13 protein-coding genes and 1 tRNA gene are annotated in these 13,460 nt (G+C 53.1%); 5 read left to right on the forward strand and 9 right to left on the reverse strand.

Annotation, left to right across the window (positions count from 1 at the left end):
• Positions 1–120: 120 nt before the first annotated feature.
• The gene (locus tag ABWV47_RS00085; RefSeq protein WP_353307786.1) at positions 121–2,190 is read left to right on the forward strand and encodes an enoyl-CoA hydratase-related protein; all 2,070 of its coding nucleotides are present in this window, start codon (positions 121–123) and stop codon (positions 2,188–2,190) included.
• 24 nt (positions 2,191–2,214) lie between these two features.
• On the opposite strand, the gene ABWV47_RS00090 is transcribed toward ABWV47_RS00085, so the two are convergent.
• A complete protein-coding gene (locus tag ABWV47_RS00090) occupies positions 2,215–2,430 on the reverse strand; it encodes a hypothetical protein (RefSeq protein ID WP_353307787.1) in 216 nt (71 codons plus the stop codon).
• Between the two features lie 208 nt (positions 2,431–2,638).
• On the opposite strand from ABWV47_RS00090, the gene ABWV47_RS00095 reads away from it, so the two are divergent.
• Entirely contained in the window at positions 2,639–2,902 is a 264-nt protein-coding gene (locus tag ABWV47_RS00095; protein WP_353307788.1) for a DUF2312 domain-containing protein, read from the forward strand.
• Positions 2,903–3,007: 105 nt separating this feature from the next.
• Here ABWV47_RS00095 and ABWV47_RS00100 read toward each other — a convergent pair whose 3' ends face one another.
• Complete coding sequence (locus ABWV47_RS00100) at positions 3,008–3,883, reverse strand: hypothetical protein (RefSeq protein ID WP_353307789.1); 876 nt, start codon at positions 3,881–3,883, stop codon at positions 3,008–3,010.
• A gap of 84 nt (positions 3,884–3,967) precedes the next feature.
• On the opposite strand from ABWV47_RS00100, the gene ABWV47_RS00105 reads away from it, so the two are divergent.
• The 3 genes from ABWV47_RS00105 (at position 3,968) to ABWV47_RS00115 (ending at position 6,471) form a co-directional block, all read left to right on the forward strand.
• The gene (locus tag ABWV47_RS00105) at positions 3,968–5,650 is read left to right on the forward strand and encodes an ABC transporter permease (RefSeq protein WP_353307790.1); all 1,683 of its coding nucleotides are present in this window, start codon (positions 3,968–3,970) and stop codon (positions 5,648–5,650) included.
• Positions 5,651–5,699: 49 nt separating this feature from the next.
• Positions 5,700–5,775 (forward strand) — tRNA-Thr (locus tag ABWV47_RS00110).
• 279 nt (positions 5,776–6,054) lie between these two features.
• Positions 6,055–6,471, forward strand: a complete 417-nt coding sequence (locus tag ABWV47_RS00115) for a hypothetical protein (protein WP_353307791.1) — start codon at positions 6,055–6,057, stop codon at positions 6,469–6,471.
• Between the two features lie 188 nt (positions 6,472–6,659).
• On the opposite strand, the gene ABWV47_RS00120 is transcribed toward ABWV47_RS00115, so the two are convergent.
• The 7 genes from ABWV47_RS00120 to ABWV47_RS00150 all read right to left on the reverse strand — a co-directional run bounded on the left by ABWV47_RS00120 (position 6,660) and on the right by ABWV47_RS00150 (position 13,347).
• A complete protein-coding gene (locus ABWV47_RS00120) occupies positions 6,660–8,435 on the reverse strand; it encodes an ATP-dependent nuclease (RefSeq protein WP_353307792.1) in 1,776 nt (591 codons plus the stop codon).
• A 313-nt stretch (positions 8,436–8,748) separates the two neighbouring features.
• Positions 8,749–9,651 carry a hypothetical protein gene (locus ABWV47_RS00125; protein ID WP_353307793.1) on the reverse strand — a complete coding sequence of 301 codons (903 nt, stop codon included), beginning with the start codon at positions 9,649–9,651 and terminating at the stop codon, positions 8,749–8,751.
• 165 nt (positions 9,652–9,816) lie between these two features.
• Positions 9,817–10,071, reverse strand: a complete 255-nt coding sequence (locus ABWV47_RS00130) for a hypothetical protein (protein ID WP_353307794.1) — start codon at positions 10,069–10,071, stop codon at positions 9,817–9,819.
• A 356-nt stretch (positions 10,072–10,427) separates the two neighbouring features.
• The gene (locus tag ABWV47_RS00135) at positions 10,428–11,576 is read right to left on the reverse strand and encodes a hypothetical protein (protein ID WP_353307795.1); all 1,149 of its coding nucleotides are present in this window, start codon (positions 11,574–11,576) and stop codon (positions 10,428–10,430) included.
• Positions 11,577–11,752: 176 nt separating this feature from the next.
• A complete protein-coding gene (locus ABWV47_RS00140) occupies positions 11,753–11,971 on the reverse strand; it encodes a hypothetical protein (protein WP_353307796.1) in 219 nt (72 codons plus the stop codon).
• A 135-nt stretch (positions 11,972–12,106) separates the two neighbouring features.
• Positions 12,107–12,337 carry a helix-turn-helix transcriptional regulator gene (locus ABWV47_RS00145; RefSeq protein WP_353307797.1) on the reverse strand — a complete coding sequence of 77 codons (231 nt, stop codon included), beginning with the start codon at positions 12,335–12,337 and terminating at the stop codon, positions 12,107–12,109.
• 197 nt (positions 12,338–12,534) lie between these two features.
• Complete coding sequence (locus ABWV47_RS00150) at positions 12,535–13,347, reverse strand: hypothetical protein (RefSeq protein ID WP_353307798.1); 813 nt, start codon at positions 13,345–13,347, stop codon at positions 12,535–12,537.
• Between the last annotated feature and the right edge of the window lie 113 nt (positions 13,348–13,460).

Raw genomic sequence — 13,460 nt, forward strand, 5'->3', positions numbered from 1 at the left:
TGTTGGGTGCCACAGACACAGAAAACGGTCGTTTTCATCTGAGGCTTGCACGATGCAGGATCGCCGCTAAACTCTGATTTCACAAAGGCTTGCGCCAAATTGGAATACTGGGGTTGAGGCATGTCGCAGTTGTTAAAATACGGGGTCGAAGGTGGGGTGGCCATCTTGTCGTTGGATCATCCACCTTCAAACGCTCTGACCGCTCCGCTGCGAAAGGACATCCTGACAGCCCTGACCCGCGCACTTGCAGACAAAACGGTGGGTGCAGTTGTCATTCAGGGGGCAGGTGAGACGTTTTCTGGTGGGCGAGATTACTCCGAACTGGGCAAACCTATAGCGAGTCCCAATCTTGCTGAGTTGTGCTATGCGATTGAGTCTGCACACAAACCTGTGGTCGCTGCTTTGTCTGGGATTGTGCTGGGGGGCGGGTTGGAGTTGGCTTTGTCTTGCCATTACCGGGTTGCGGCGACCACTGCCAAAGTGGCTATGCCTGAGGTGGCGCTTGGGGTTATTCCCGGCGCGGGTGGGACGCAACGTGCGCCGCGCTTGATTGGTGCGGACACCACCTTGAAGCTGTTTTTAACCGGGGCGTTGATGTCTATCTCTGCGCCGGAGTTGAGCCCATTGGTTGATGAGATTGCGGAGGATGATGTGAATGAGGCAGCCATCCTTTTTGCGCTGACCTGTATTACAAAGTATCGACCACCTCGTCCAAGTCGAGATGCCACCATCGGAGTGTCTGACTTTGAGGCGTACAACATGGCGCTGCAAATTTGGGAAGAGCGCATCCTCAAACAAGGTCAAGACGCAGCGCACGCGATTTTGGAGTGCGTCCGTGCAGCGCCGCTTTTGCCATTTGATGTGGGGCTGGAATTTGAGCGTGAGCGCTTTGACGATTTGGTGGCAGGCGCAGAATTCCGCGCGCTGCAGCATGTGGCCTTGGCTGAACGGCGGGCCAGCCGTGTGCCTGAGATGCGACATGCCACGCCCAAACAGGTCAGACGTTTGGGCCTTGTGGTTGGTAAAGATCGGCTTGGCGCAGATTTGGCATTGGCCGCACTTAAGACTGGCTTGAGCGTGGTGATGTCTGCTCAGACCTCTGCGGCGCTGGAGTTGACCAAACAACGGGTGAAAAGCTTGCTGGACCGTCACGTCACAGGCGGTCTGGTGCCGCAGGAGCAAGCCCAGCGTTTTGGGGAAGCGTTTTTACCGGCAACGGATTTGGTCGCCATGAGCGATGCCGACATGGTGATTGAGGTTGGAGGGCTTGGCAAAGATGTTTCGCGCCAAGTGCTGGCGCAGTTGGATGCCATTGTGGAGGACGGAACCCCGCTCGTGGTGCATGACCCCGCCGCGCCATTGACGGCGCTTGCAGAGGCCACAGGCAGGCCACAAGACGTGATTGGGCTCTACCTGCCAAATTTGCAGCTGCGCACATCGGGTTGCGAAATTGCTGCTGGAAAATCGACAAGTGCTGAAGCTGTTGCCACCTGTTTTGCGACACTGAGTGCTTTGGGGTATATGCCGGTGCGGGCCAATGCTTTTGACGGTGGCATTGGTCAGACCGTTGTCGGTGCCTGTGTGCGCGCTGCTGAGGATCTGTTGCGGTTGGGCGCTGACCCTTATGAGGTTGATCGGGTGATGGTCCGATGGGGGATGGTGCGTGGGCCGTTTCAATTGGCAGATGCCATTGGGCTAAATGCACCGGGTCTGCGCGCGGCTCAGGCGGGCTTTAGCAATGTGCTTCATAAATTGGACCGGGAAGGGCGCGATGTGCGCCGTGGTTGGTATCGATATTCGTCCGATCATCCCTTTGGCGCAGAAGATCCGGAAGTGCTGCATGTCGTCAGGGCCGTCACAGAAGACTATCCACAGCAGGTGGCACAAACCGGTGTACGCGATGGTGACATCGAAAAGACCTGCCTTGCAGCCATGGTCAATGCAGGGGCACGTTTGGTGCGGCTTGGCGTGGCAGCAAAGCCTTCTGATGTGGATGTGGCGCTGATCCATGAATTTGGGTTTCCCCGATGGCGCGGGGGACCCATGCAGGCGGGGGATGCCTTTGGCCTTGTGATGCTGCGTTCCCATTTGCGTCTCATGGCATCAAGCGGCAACGCCCTTTGGCAGCCGGAGCCATTGTTTGAAACTTTGATCAAGAACGGCCGTGGATTTGGCGCGCTTAATGGATGATCACGCCTTGTGAGGCCTTGGTTGTTATGAGAACGATATCCCGACAATGACGACCATCAATCCAATCACCGAAAGAAACAGCGCGCCCATATTCAGGGGAACAACCTTTTGAACTGCAGCGCGAAGGTCTTCGTCAGATAGATCAGATTTGCGGGCTTTTGCGACTTTCACGATAGAGACCAGCAATCCGATCAAACCAATCACCGAGATCAGCGCACCAACCCAAATCATCCATTGCATGTCGTTTATCCTTCTCGTGGTGGCCTTGGCCCGCTACTTGACGTTTGCCAGCTAACGGATTGGGGCTCACCGCGCAAGGTGGTGCGCGCGGCATTTGGCTCAATCGCACTACGAGCCCTTGCAAGGCGCGGCGCTTTGCGGTCTATACCTGCCCTAACTTTCGCGTCATTTGCGGCGCATATATTGCAGAAAATCTAAGAGGTCACACATGAGCGAAGGCACATCTTCGGACTCCCAATACAGCGTCACCGGTCAAGAACTCAGACAGTTCATCGAACGCGTTGAGCGTTTGGAACTCGAAAAGAGTGAAGTGGCTGAGCAAATCAAGGAAGTCTTTGCGGAGATGAAAGGGCGTGGTTTTGATGTGAAAGCGATCCGCACAATTTTGCGCGAGCGCAAGCAGGACCCCAATGACATTGCCGAGCAGGAAGCCGTGATTGATATGTATAAGTCAGCTCTTGGCATGGCATAATGCCCGTGCTGTGAAGGCATTTACGCGGCCCTTTTCAGGGCCGCTTTTTTTTGCCAGAATTTATGCGGTCGCTAGAGCTCTTGCGGGGATAAACCACGCGATTTCTCAGGGAGCGATAACTGTGACACCGGGAATGCGTTCTATTCTGAATACGTCTTCGTCGTAGGCGTCGGTCATGGCGTCCACCATCGGTGTGGTCCAGCCGGGAAGATCAAGCTCTTCTTCAACGGCGTCTTCCAAGGCAAATTTATCCAAGAACGCGGCAACCACACGGCGTTTCTGAATTTCCGTCACCCCCTGATGCTCGGAAAGGAATGTTTCCAATCGTGCCAGACCTTCTGTGCTCATGATGTCACGCAGAAGATCGGTGCCACCTTGGACGGGTATGTTTGGGTCTAAGCCGGCCATCTCGCGCATGACTTCTTCCCAAATCAACGGCGTGTCTTCGTTGCACCACACCGTCACAGGCACCTGCGGCACAGCCTCGCGAATGCGCAAAATTAGTTCGGACCAGCGGAGCATCATTGGATCACAGTTATCGGTGACTTCTTCGATGGAGTGATTGGGGGATGCCCCAACCAATGCTGGTACAAATGTGGCTGGATTTCGGATGCCAATGAAGACCTCGACATCCTCTCCGTAAAACAGAGATGTCACACCGCGCAGACGCTCGTTGGCAGAGGGAAACAGACAGTTGTTCTTGATCGCGCGCCGCGGCACACCAAAGAAGTTGTCATTGGACAATATCATGCGATCAGGCTGCGCTTCGCCGATCATGCCGGACATGATGTGCCCTTTAAAATCCGTTGGCATTGGCGCGCTGGCCATTTGGCCAAGCGTGTCCCGAATTTGACGGCGATAGGTGCTGGGAGGCGGCAAGGCAATACCTTGCTGCGCCATCAATACTTCGTTTTGTGCCAGACTGCCCAGCAATTTGCCTTCGTCCGTAAAATGCGCACCTGCGTGTAGTACAATCTGCATGTTCTTTTCGTTTTGGATTGTGCCCGAGTGAGTATAGCTTCGTTTCTGGACAGTGAAACCAGATTCAGGCAACACGGGGGCGCTATGAAGGAATCCGCCGTGCAATCTGCCCCAACACACGATCAAAATGCGCCACAAACCCTGAAAAAGGTTGCAAGGATAGATCCATGGTCGTTGGGATCATTGGCTGTTGCGCTGATCGTTCTGGCCCCGATTGTGGCTGTGATCTGGATCGCGTTCCATCCTGTCGAGAACATATGGCCTCATTTGCTGTCGACCACCTTGCCACGGTACATGCGCAACACGCTTGTGTTGATGGTCTCTGTTGGTCTGTTGGCTGCGACAATGGGGGCCACCACGGCGTGGTTGGTGACACGGTATCAATTTGTCGGCGCGCGTTGGATAGAATGGGCGCTGCTCTTGCCTTTGGCGATCCCGGCTTATGTGGGCGCCTATGCCTTGGTGGATTTCCTAGAGTATGCGGGGCCCGTTCAGACCGGCTTAAGAAGCCTATTTGGCTGGCAGACAAGCCGCGACTACTGGTTCCCGGAAATACGATCGATGGGCGCCGCGATTGTGGTGCTTTCCGCAGCGCTATTTCCCTATGTCTACATTCTGGCCCGCGCGGCATTCAGAGAGCAATCCAGCGCTGGCGAAGAAGTCGCGCAATCCTTAGGGGCAGGGGCTTGGGGCCGTTTTTGGCGCATCGGCTTGCCTCTGGCGCGCCCTGCAATTGCGGCCGGCACCGCGATTGTGATGATGGAAACGGTCAATGATTTTGGCACGGTGGATTACTTTGCCGTACAAACGCTCACCACCGGCATCTTTAGTGTCTGGCTTGAAAGCAACAACGCTGGGGGGGCGGCACAGATTTCCAGCGTGGTGCTGATGTTGGTTATTGTGTTGGTGACAATGGAAAAAGTGAGCCGTCGCAAAGTTCAGTTCTTCAGTCTCAGCACCCGAAACCGCCCCCCCGTGCGCGTGCATTTGCGTGGATGTGTCGGCGTGTTGGCGTTTGCAGTGTGTTTGTTGCCATTTTTGATCGGCTTTGTGCTGCCATTTTCAGTGATTCTCAGCCATGCGTTTGGAAACCTTGAGCGCTGGCACGACGCAGCGTTGTTGACCGCGCTTGCGAACACCGTTCGCGTCGGCGGCATTGCGGCGGTTGTGACGGTGATTGCTGGGGTGTTTATGGTCTATGGTGTGCGGCTCTCTGGGCGCAGCTTGCCTCGGCTCCTGTTGCCTATCACCACAATTGGATATGCCGCGCCGGGCGCGGTTCTGGGCGTCGGGATTTTGATTCCTTTGGCCGAACTGGATCATGGGCTGGCCGATTTGATCGAACAGGTCACCGGATCCCCCACCGGGTTGCTTTTGACCGGAACGTCGTTTGCTCTGATTTTGGCCTATTGCGTGCGATTCTTTGCAATTGCACAAGGCGCGGCGGATGGCGCGATGGGGCGGGTGCCACCAAGTCTGCCCATGGCTGCCAGATCGCTTGGCCGATCGCGTCTACACGTTTTGTGGGAGGTCTATCTGCCGCTTGTGCGCGCTTCAATCGGCTCCGCTCTGCTTTTGGTGTTTGTTGATTGCGTGAAAGAACTCCCTGCCACGATGTTATTGCGTCCTTTTAACTTTGATACATTGGCAACGCAGGTGCACGAACAAGCCAGTTTGGAAAATCTTGGTGACGCAAGTCCAGGCGCCGTTCTTATCGTTTTCGTTGGCCTGATTGCGGTCGGTTTGTTGGCACGTGCAAATCGATGAAAAAACCCTCTTGCAGGTTTTTCTCTGAACCCTTAAACGATCCCCCAGTGCCCCTATAGCTCAGCTGGTAGAGCAACTGATTTGTAATCAGTAGGTCCGCGGTTCGAGTCCGTGTGGGGGCACCACTTTTCTTAATTAAATCAAGTGATTGCGCGCCGCTTTGCATCGCGCATTTTTTATTCTGCGTTTGCCGGAAGCATACCGGAAGCAATAGGATGAGCATTAGCACTGTTGCATCGCTGCACTACGCTGTTCGGCCAAATCGACATTTTCAAACGTCCGCAACTGTTGACCGCGATTCTCGGCTGACTCATGTCTTGCCATGGATGAACCGTTGTCCAACCGTTCAAAGGTTCACTTTCAACGGTTGGACAACGGTCAGGGCAACAGTGAAGGAATTCGACATGACCATTCAAAAAACAGGCGCTGCGGCGGCACTTCCGTTTCTAATTAATCCGGCAACGGTTGGGCTGGTGGCAATCGGCGCAGTTGGCTGGGGGCTATTCAAGCTACTTGGAGATGATGAAGAGACCAACGGTGATGAAGGGCTTACCCTCGATGAACAGCAGAGGTCTAAGAAGCATTTAGAAGCAGATGAGGCCGTTGCCGTTTATGAAGAGGCTTGCGTCGAAGAAAGTGGTGAGCCGCCCATAGACCTAAGCTCCGACGATAGTGGCGCAAGGCCAACCGACGACAGTGCGAACGAAGCAAGGCAGGCGGAGATCGTTCGTCAGGCGATGTCTGAGCTTGGCAAACGCAGTGCAGCAGCGCGTGCTCGGCGCAAGGCAGCTTTGTCAGAGATGGCTAAAGCTGAGCGATAGGAAGCTGGGAGTTTCGAACAATTAACTCTCCTTCGTCGGATACTCTTGCCTAACGAGAGGGAAGAAGTGTGAGGAAACGTAGTTGGTCCGTATGATGTAAAGCAATAGCAGGTATGCGCAGACAGCGGGCTTTGCAAAGATATCGGTTCAGGCCGTCGTACAAAGAGATAGGAAGTAAGGCCTTTAGTTTACTCCCTCAACCAATTCAGCATCAATTGGACATTCGCGTAATTGGGAAGATCATTTCGGAAATTCTCGCTTGAGAACGACGACAAAAAGTTGCTGTGCACCGATGCCGTTTTACCCTGCAAGCCCAGATGAGTTTCAATCGTACCATCTTTCCAGACCCAGATACCTTGCTCCTTAAAGTGCTCATGAATGGCATCTATGAATACGTCAACGTCTGGCTCTTTTGCCATGATCTCATACGCGTTAGCGGCAGTGACCGCGCCGAATTTCCTAGGGAAGCCATCCTCGGCCAATCCGATTTTTCCTTCGTGTTGGAGGCGTCCAAGTATAGCCTTGCAACCAAGAACGGCTTCGTTGTCTCCGGCTATCAATTCGTGGTGGATTGCAGGTCGGAATGCGAAATCAAGATCGACTATCGCTTTCGTTGGGATACCCATTGCCGCAAGTACCGGCAGCGCTTTTGGAACGTCGCTGGAACTGCCCAGTGAAACGAGCCCTAGCTTGTCCTCCTCCATCGAGCACTCTACTTCGTGTTGAAATAGATCGGGCAAAAGAGTCTGTTCAGTCTTGCCTTCGGCTAACACAACTTTTTCCGAGAACAGAATACGGGTTGAATTTGAAAGAGCGAACAGTGTTGCCGCTTGATGGTCGGCTTCCTCTAAAACATCTCTCACTGCATCGACGATCCTTGGGTAGCTTGTCGTTCCTTCTTCCGGTGTGCGGCGGATTAACAATGCATTCGGAGCGTCGGACCTTGTGATCATGTTGGCGGAATGCGTTGAAAAGGCCACTTGATAGCCCTCTGTGGAAAGGCGGCTCAGCGATGCGCGCACCACTTCAATCGCTTGGGGATGTAGGTATAATTCGGGCTCATCAATAAGCAGCAAAGTTGTCCGCGCAGCGTTGCCCACTGCGTTCCTGCGAATTTCGGAAAGGCATTTTATCAGAGCTATTTGGACAGACCTTTGCGCTCCGTGCCCAAAAGAGGAGGCGTCCCTACCGGTATCCTGTTCGAACTGCTGGTCAAAAATTTTGATAGTCGCGCTCTTTAAAAAGTCAGAAAAATCAGGCGTTTGAATATGTGTCTTTGCAACGACCCCTGGGAAGAAGCGAGAAAGTTCCGTTTCGATTTGGGCGTCGAGTTCAACCAGCGCTTCGTCCTTCTCCTCACCGTCGGCGGATAGGCGGTTGGCAACCTGCTCGAGTGCTTCCGTGACTGGCCCAGCGTTGCGTTCGGCTACAGGTTCAATGATTTCCTTGATTAGTTTTCCTATTGTTGTTCCCGAAGCAAATTTACCTACATCCTCGGTTGCGTTTTCCATGGCGCCAATGAAGATCGGTTCAGGAAACATTCGGGCAATGGCTTGGTCAATTCCGGCGGGGTTCACGACCCACTGTTCTTCTCCGTCCTGTTCTTGATGGATTTCCAGACGAATCTGACTCGCTGGTATTCCCGGCGACACTTGCGTCCGCCGCAAAGAAATTTTTCCGTTCACGACAAGTGGCTCAATGCGGTTCCGATGATTGTCTTCTAGCGCGTCTAAAACGCCTGCATCGATTCCTGAAATCTCTGCAGTTACAACAACGGGAGCTTCTGAATTGAAGAAGTCGGATACCTGTAAAGACGACCTTTTTATCACCCAAGACAAGGCCTTGAGTATGTTCGTTTTCCCAGCGTTGTTATAGCCAACCAGAGGTGTAAATGGCTCAAGTGAAAAATTTGCGCTCCGGATAGACTTGAAGTTTTCAATGGTAACTTTTGAAACACGATGCATGCTGCCCTCGCTGGAAGCTGTCGAGGAAACAATCGCTAACTGATTGCCAAATTGCAACTATTGGTTGCGGCGACAGCGCGGAAAGTTGGCTGTAGCTACCTCTAGCCTCGTAAGAACAAATGGCCGCTCAGGGCTGGTGGCCGACGTTAGACGAGTTTTGCAACAACGACATCTATGCGGAGGAAGGAGACTTTGCAAAGTCTGAGTAACGGTCAAACGTCGAGATTGGATTGGGGCGGGGTGCCGTATCAGTGCGACTTAACCAATCACGAAATCGATTGTTTGCGATGCCTTTCGTGGCCCCTTGCTTTGGCTAGAACTCAATTAGGTAACCATGAACCTGTTCTTCCGTATGCTCCACAAATCGCTTCACGACTTCAATTGTTTCCGAAACATAGTCTTTAGTTAGAACGGTCAGCTTTTTGCCCTCTTTGTCTACACCATTTCTATGGACACAGTCGTGCCGATAACCAATGTCGGTCTTGAGACGTTCCAAATCTGCCTTACTTGGTTTGATGGAAACCTCGAGGGCGTTGTCGTAGAGACGCGCCACTTCATCGATCTTGTGATAAAGTCGGTTACGAAGACTCTTTTGAATTTCCTCTCTAACAATTTCTGGGTTTGCTAGTACATCAGTCAGCAAAAACTTAGCTTGCGATAGCGCCCCATCTTTTTTGAGCAGTAACTGCATAGCTTTCTTCGACGCTGTAACGTTTTTTATTAGGGTGTCACAAAAGTATGCTTCGAAGGCTGTAATTGCCTGTGAAAAGACCATCCGAATAAGAAGCCCTTTAGCATGATCGTTCACATGGTCTTCCAAAATGCTCCCGAGTGGCCCAATCGTGGACCTAAAGATCTCATAGGGATTTTCCGGAATGACATAACTTTCCCAGTCATCCATATCAGATGGCGGTGAATATGATGGCATGTCTGCGTGGACAGCAGTTTCGGGATAACTAGGAATTTCAATGTCGCAATGGCTCGGGCCAGCATATGCGTAACCGTCAAAAACCGTGTTACATGCTTCACAGGGCAACTCCACTTCCCCGTCTGAAACCATATCCGATGCTTTATCGCCGGAATAGTCCGGTTCCGGAACACTGACCGTGATATGCACGTCCGCTTCGCACTTTGGGCACTGAAACCAAACTTGTGATTCAAACGATTGCGTTACGAAAAAACCGTCATCTATTGCCTGATCCTTCATTTTGCTCAATGCATTGCTCCTGTTGTTTGCTGCCCACGCTACATGACCCGTCAGCTCGGCAAAAGTCCGCTTTGCCTCCGCAGAACCGCCAAACGCTCTACAATTCAATTGTCGGCTGCGGGCTGGTAGCGGCCCTTGCCGAATGCCAAATCGGACGAACCCTACTCAGAAGCTTCAAACATGCCCGGAAAGTTCAAGAACTTCGATTGCGTACCCAAGAGCTTCTGCTGTCGTCGCATTTGCCTCAACAAATCCTTCCCATGCACTGCTTGGAATGAGAAACTGGGTTTCCGAGCTTTGCTCTGCCAAGTTTTCGAGATAGTGCGTCAACCCGTCCAAACTAATTAGAGCGTTCACGACAATATCGACTTCGTGCAAATCGAGAAGTCCGAGGTCAGCCAACATCGGCTCAGACAAAAGACGTGGCATCCGCCCAACGGAAAATGTTTCCCAGTCTGGAGAGCCCACCGTAGCGTTTTTCTTCAATGCGTCAGCGTAGTTTCTGAACTCGGCCGCGAGAATGCGCCTTAGAGATTCTTTCCTAGCAGTTAGCTGTCTCTTATGCTCATTTCTTGAGTGCCGCGCGTTGGCGTGGAGTGTCCATATCACGCCAACAAAACCTACAATGCCAACCAAAGTTGTTTGGAAGCGTTCCGCAAAGTCTATGATTTCGGGGTATGGCAAGTTGTTGTCTCAAATGGCCAAATGTCTATGTTCTTCGATGTCTTATACTATAAGTTGAGTTTGGAGCTAGCTTGTTTATGGATCGAAACCGCGAAGCTAGCCTATGCGGTAAATCGATATCGGCTCTTTGCTTCATCCAGCTTTTTTGCCGCCCGCTCAGGATCATCTTCCACTACGGTTGCCAGACGCGCGCCGACTTGTTCCATGTAGTCGACCAACTCAATCTCGCTGACGCCTTCCAGCGCGGCGAGAGTGGTGGCGTTGCCGACCACCTGCGCGAGTATCAGGCGGATGTGTTCGTTGCGGTGAACCTCTTTAATGCCTGTCGGATCAACAAAGCTGCGCATCTCCATGAGATCGTCGTCTGTTGTGACGGCTACCAAGTCCCAAATTTCGTGATTGGGCCAGCGGGCGCGGTTACAATCGGCTGAAGGTTCGCAGTAACGGACCTTTTCAAAGGCTTCCGCTGCGATGTCGCCAAACATGGCGTCAAGTTGCGCCCATGTGCGGACCTGCCAGCGGTCTTTTAGGACGTTTTTGCCCACACGTACCTCGATGCGCCAGACACGGCTTGTCGTGGCGTCTGAGGCGTCCAGAGAGGGCAGGTTGTCACGCTTAAGGTTGGCGTTCCAAATGTCCCACCAGATCGGCTTTTTCTTGTCGATGACCTCCCGCCGCTTGTCATAGATGATTACCTGTCGGCCCGGCATTTTGCCAACTGTTACAGACGTGAAGCGGCCAGACTTGCCGTTGCTGCGGCGGTCGTCTTCTTGGGTGAGGTAATCCCCACGATTGCTGTGGCTGTGGATCACGAAGTTTTCTGGGTTCAGTTCGAAATCAGGGGCTAGCACATCCACGCAGAAATCGACACGGGCAATGCTAACTTGATGATTGCCATAGCGAACTCCCAGCCGCTCAAGCGTCTTGTCGATGTAGGCGCGGGCATAGCCTAGGCCTTGGGTTGCCAGCAGGGTTGAGCCTACCGATATGCGAATGCCCCACGGGTCGCGGGCATTGGGCTTTTTAAAGAACCACGTGACGTCCAGCGGTCCTCCTTTGAGAATGAAGCGATACCCGTTGCCGCCGTGAGGCAGGAGGTCAAATTCTGCGCCGCCATAGCTAAACGGGGTAGGGGCACGGTTTTCTTCGGCGGTCTCACGCTCCGCGTCCAGCGCGTCAAACAGGTCTTGTGAAATATTGGCTTGTACAGAAAGGGCGATTGTGTCGAAGCCTTGATGAACGATGTGCATTTTAGGTTGTCCTTTGTGTTTTCTGTATTTCCAGAGGGGGGTGCTACAATCACCCCCCTTTTTCGGCGGGTGCCGCGTTGTAGTGTTGATGTTGAAAAGCTGCGGGGCCTTGCCCCTTGCTGCCTCCGGCGGGGCAGCATGTGTTTTGGGGCCGGAGCGGGCGCTCCGGCTGCTGGTCATCTTGCTGTCAATTGGCGACCGATCCAGATTTCGGCGCGTTCCGCACATTTTGAGAGATTAAGCAGGTCGGAATGATGGAAGCTGTTGGTGTTCTTCCAGTCGCCTGTGTCCGTCTTGTAGGCGCGGGATAGGTCGATTGAGTAGAACCCGTCGTTGTCCCAGATGGTGGCCGTCACGAGGCCAATTTTGAATTTTTGTGCTGGCGTGTTTGCCATGGTGGTCTCCTTTAGATTTACAAATTGGCAAATAGAGAGGGGCGGGGGACCGTTTTGCCCACGCCCCTCAAGGACCGTCCGGCCCCAAAATCCCGCGCGGCGCTGCCAACCCCAGCGCGGGCAAAACTGTTTAGACTAGCTCGGTGTTTGCGAAGTGTTGGCCACGCGGCGTTGGTCGATCCACTCCATCACGTCACCGTAGGTGTAGCGAATGGATCGGGCCGAAACGCGAATGAACTTTGGGCCGCCACCACGGTGCCGCCAATTCTGCAAAGCCCGAACAGAGTAGCAGATCAGGCTTGCGGCCTCGCGTTCGTCCATCAGGCGGTTAGGGTCTGCGCTGAATGCGCTTTGTGTCGTGGTCATGGTATCGTCCTCTAAGCATTGTCAGTGTGCAGTGTAACTGCGTGTGACAATAGGTTAGTGGAGCGTGGCAACCCGAAATAGACGTCACGATTTTCTTTAATCGGAACACCTGCAAAATTATTTTTTATGATTTTAAATCAATTGTTTGATGGATGTTTTGAATGTGTAATTTCTAATTGGAACGGGTGGTGTGCCGATTAATTTTGGCGTTCGCGTTTGCGTCCAGATGACTTGCGACTGTCGGGGGCCTCGTTGCCCCAAACGCGATCAAACAGGCGTACACCAGTGATCCCCAGTTCACGTGAAGCCATCGTTCTGAAATTATCTTTTCCAAGCCGGTGCTGCCCATCCTTGGCGAATTGATCTTTGAGCCAATGTGCCAGTCGGGCCTCGTCAGTCAAACGTTCTGGGTCTGACAAAGTGTCCTTATACCGTCCGCGCAACCACGCTTTAAAAGCGGTGCGGTCTACGAATGCGGGTTGTACTGGCGTATTTGTGTACTGTTCGGGCACGGTTACTTGCGAAAGGTCAAAGCGGATTTCGAATTGTCCGGTTTCGCAATAGGTGTTCCATTGCGCGATGGCGTTGTAGCCGTGGTAGAGCAACAAGTCGCTTCGGGCGAACGCCTCGCGCAATTCCTGTTCTACTGTTGAGCGACGGTCGAATTCCTCAGCGTCTTCAATCTGGCTGTCGGTTATGTCAGGCAATTCTTGAATGCGTTTGTTGAGGTCCGACCGTTCGCTGTAGAGGTCGGACAATTGAGCGCTATAGCCGTCTCTTTCCTCTTGCGTTTCCGCTTCGTCGAACAGATCGCAGCGCGTTGCTATCTTGCGGATAACCTTTTGCAGTTCCGTTTTCAGCGCTTCGTTGGTTGCCCTTGTCTCTACCGCTGAACTTGGAGCTGGCCGCGCCCACGCCTCGGTGCCTTTCCAAACGTCCAGATACCGCGCCCGTCCAATTTGATCGAAAGCTGCCAACAGGTGCAACCGCTGCTCTAGATCAAACTGCATTCCTGATTACCCCATTTCATTGCTGCGACTGCTCTACTTTCCCGAGGGGAATACCACTTTGTGCCTGTCTAGGTAAGCGGGTAAAGGTTGTGAAGCCACATCGGAGTTCACCT

Source organism: Shimia sp. NS0008-38b (assembly GCF_040370365.1).
Taxonomy (GTDB): domain Bacteria; phylum Pseudomonadota; class Alphaproteobacteria; order Rhodobacterales; family Rhodobacteraceae; genus Shimia.

Excerpts from the sequence above, each read along its gene's own strand:
- ABWV47_RS00085 (WP_353307786.1), top strand. The coding sequence starts at position 121 with ATGTCGCAGTTGTTAAAATACGGGGTCGAAGGTGGGGTGGCCATCTTG.
- ABWV47_RS00090 (WP_353307787.1), bottom strand. The coding sequence starts at position 2,430 with ATGCAATGGATGATTTGGGTTGGTGCGCTGATCTCGGTGATTGGTTTG.
- ABWV47_RS00095 (WP_353307788.1), top strand. The coding sequence starts at position 2,639 with ATGAGCGAAGGCACATCTTCGGACTCCCAATACAGCGTCACCGGTCAA.
- ABWV47_RS00100 (WP_353307789.1), bottom strand. The coding sequence starts at position 3,883 with ATGCAGATTGTACTACACGCAGGTGCGCATTTTACGGACGAAGGCAAA.
- ABWV47_RS00105 (WP_353307790.1), top strand. The coding sequence starts at position 3,968 with ATGAAGGAATCCGCCGTGCAATCTGCCCCAACACACGATCAAAATGCG.
- ABWV47_RS00115 (WP_353307791.1), top strand. The coding sequence starts at position 6,055 with ATGACCATTCAAAAAACAGGCGCTGCGGCGGCACTTCCGTTTCTAATT.
- ABWV47_RS00120 (WP_353307792.1), bottom strand. The coding sequence starts at position 8,435 with ATGCATCGTGTTTCAAAAGTTACCATTGAAAACTTCAAGTCTATCCGG.
- ABWV47_RS00130 (WP_353307794.1), bottom strand. The coding sequence starts at position 10,071 with ATGCCACGTCTTTTGTCTGAGCCGATGTTGGCTGACCTCGGACTTCTC.
- ABWV47_RS00135 (WP_353307795.1), bottom strand. The coding sequence starts at position 11,576 with ATGCACATCGTTCATCAAGGCTTCGACACAATCGCCCTTTCTGTACAA.
- ABWV47_RS00140 (WP_353307796.1), bottom strand. The coding sequence starts at position 11,971 with ATGGCAAACACGCCAGCACAAAAATTCAAAATTGGCCTCGTGACGGCC.
- ABWV47_RS00145 (WP_353307797.1), bottom strand. The coding sequence starts at position 12,337 with ATGACCACGACACAAAGCGCATTCAGCGCAGACCCTAACCGCCTGATG.
- ABWV47_RS00150 (WP_353307798.1), bottom strand. The coding sequence starts at position 13,347 with ATGCAGTTTGATCTAGAGCAGCGGTTGCACCTGTTGGCAGCTTTCGAT.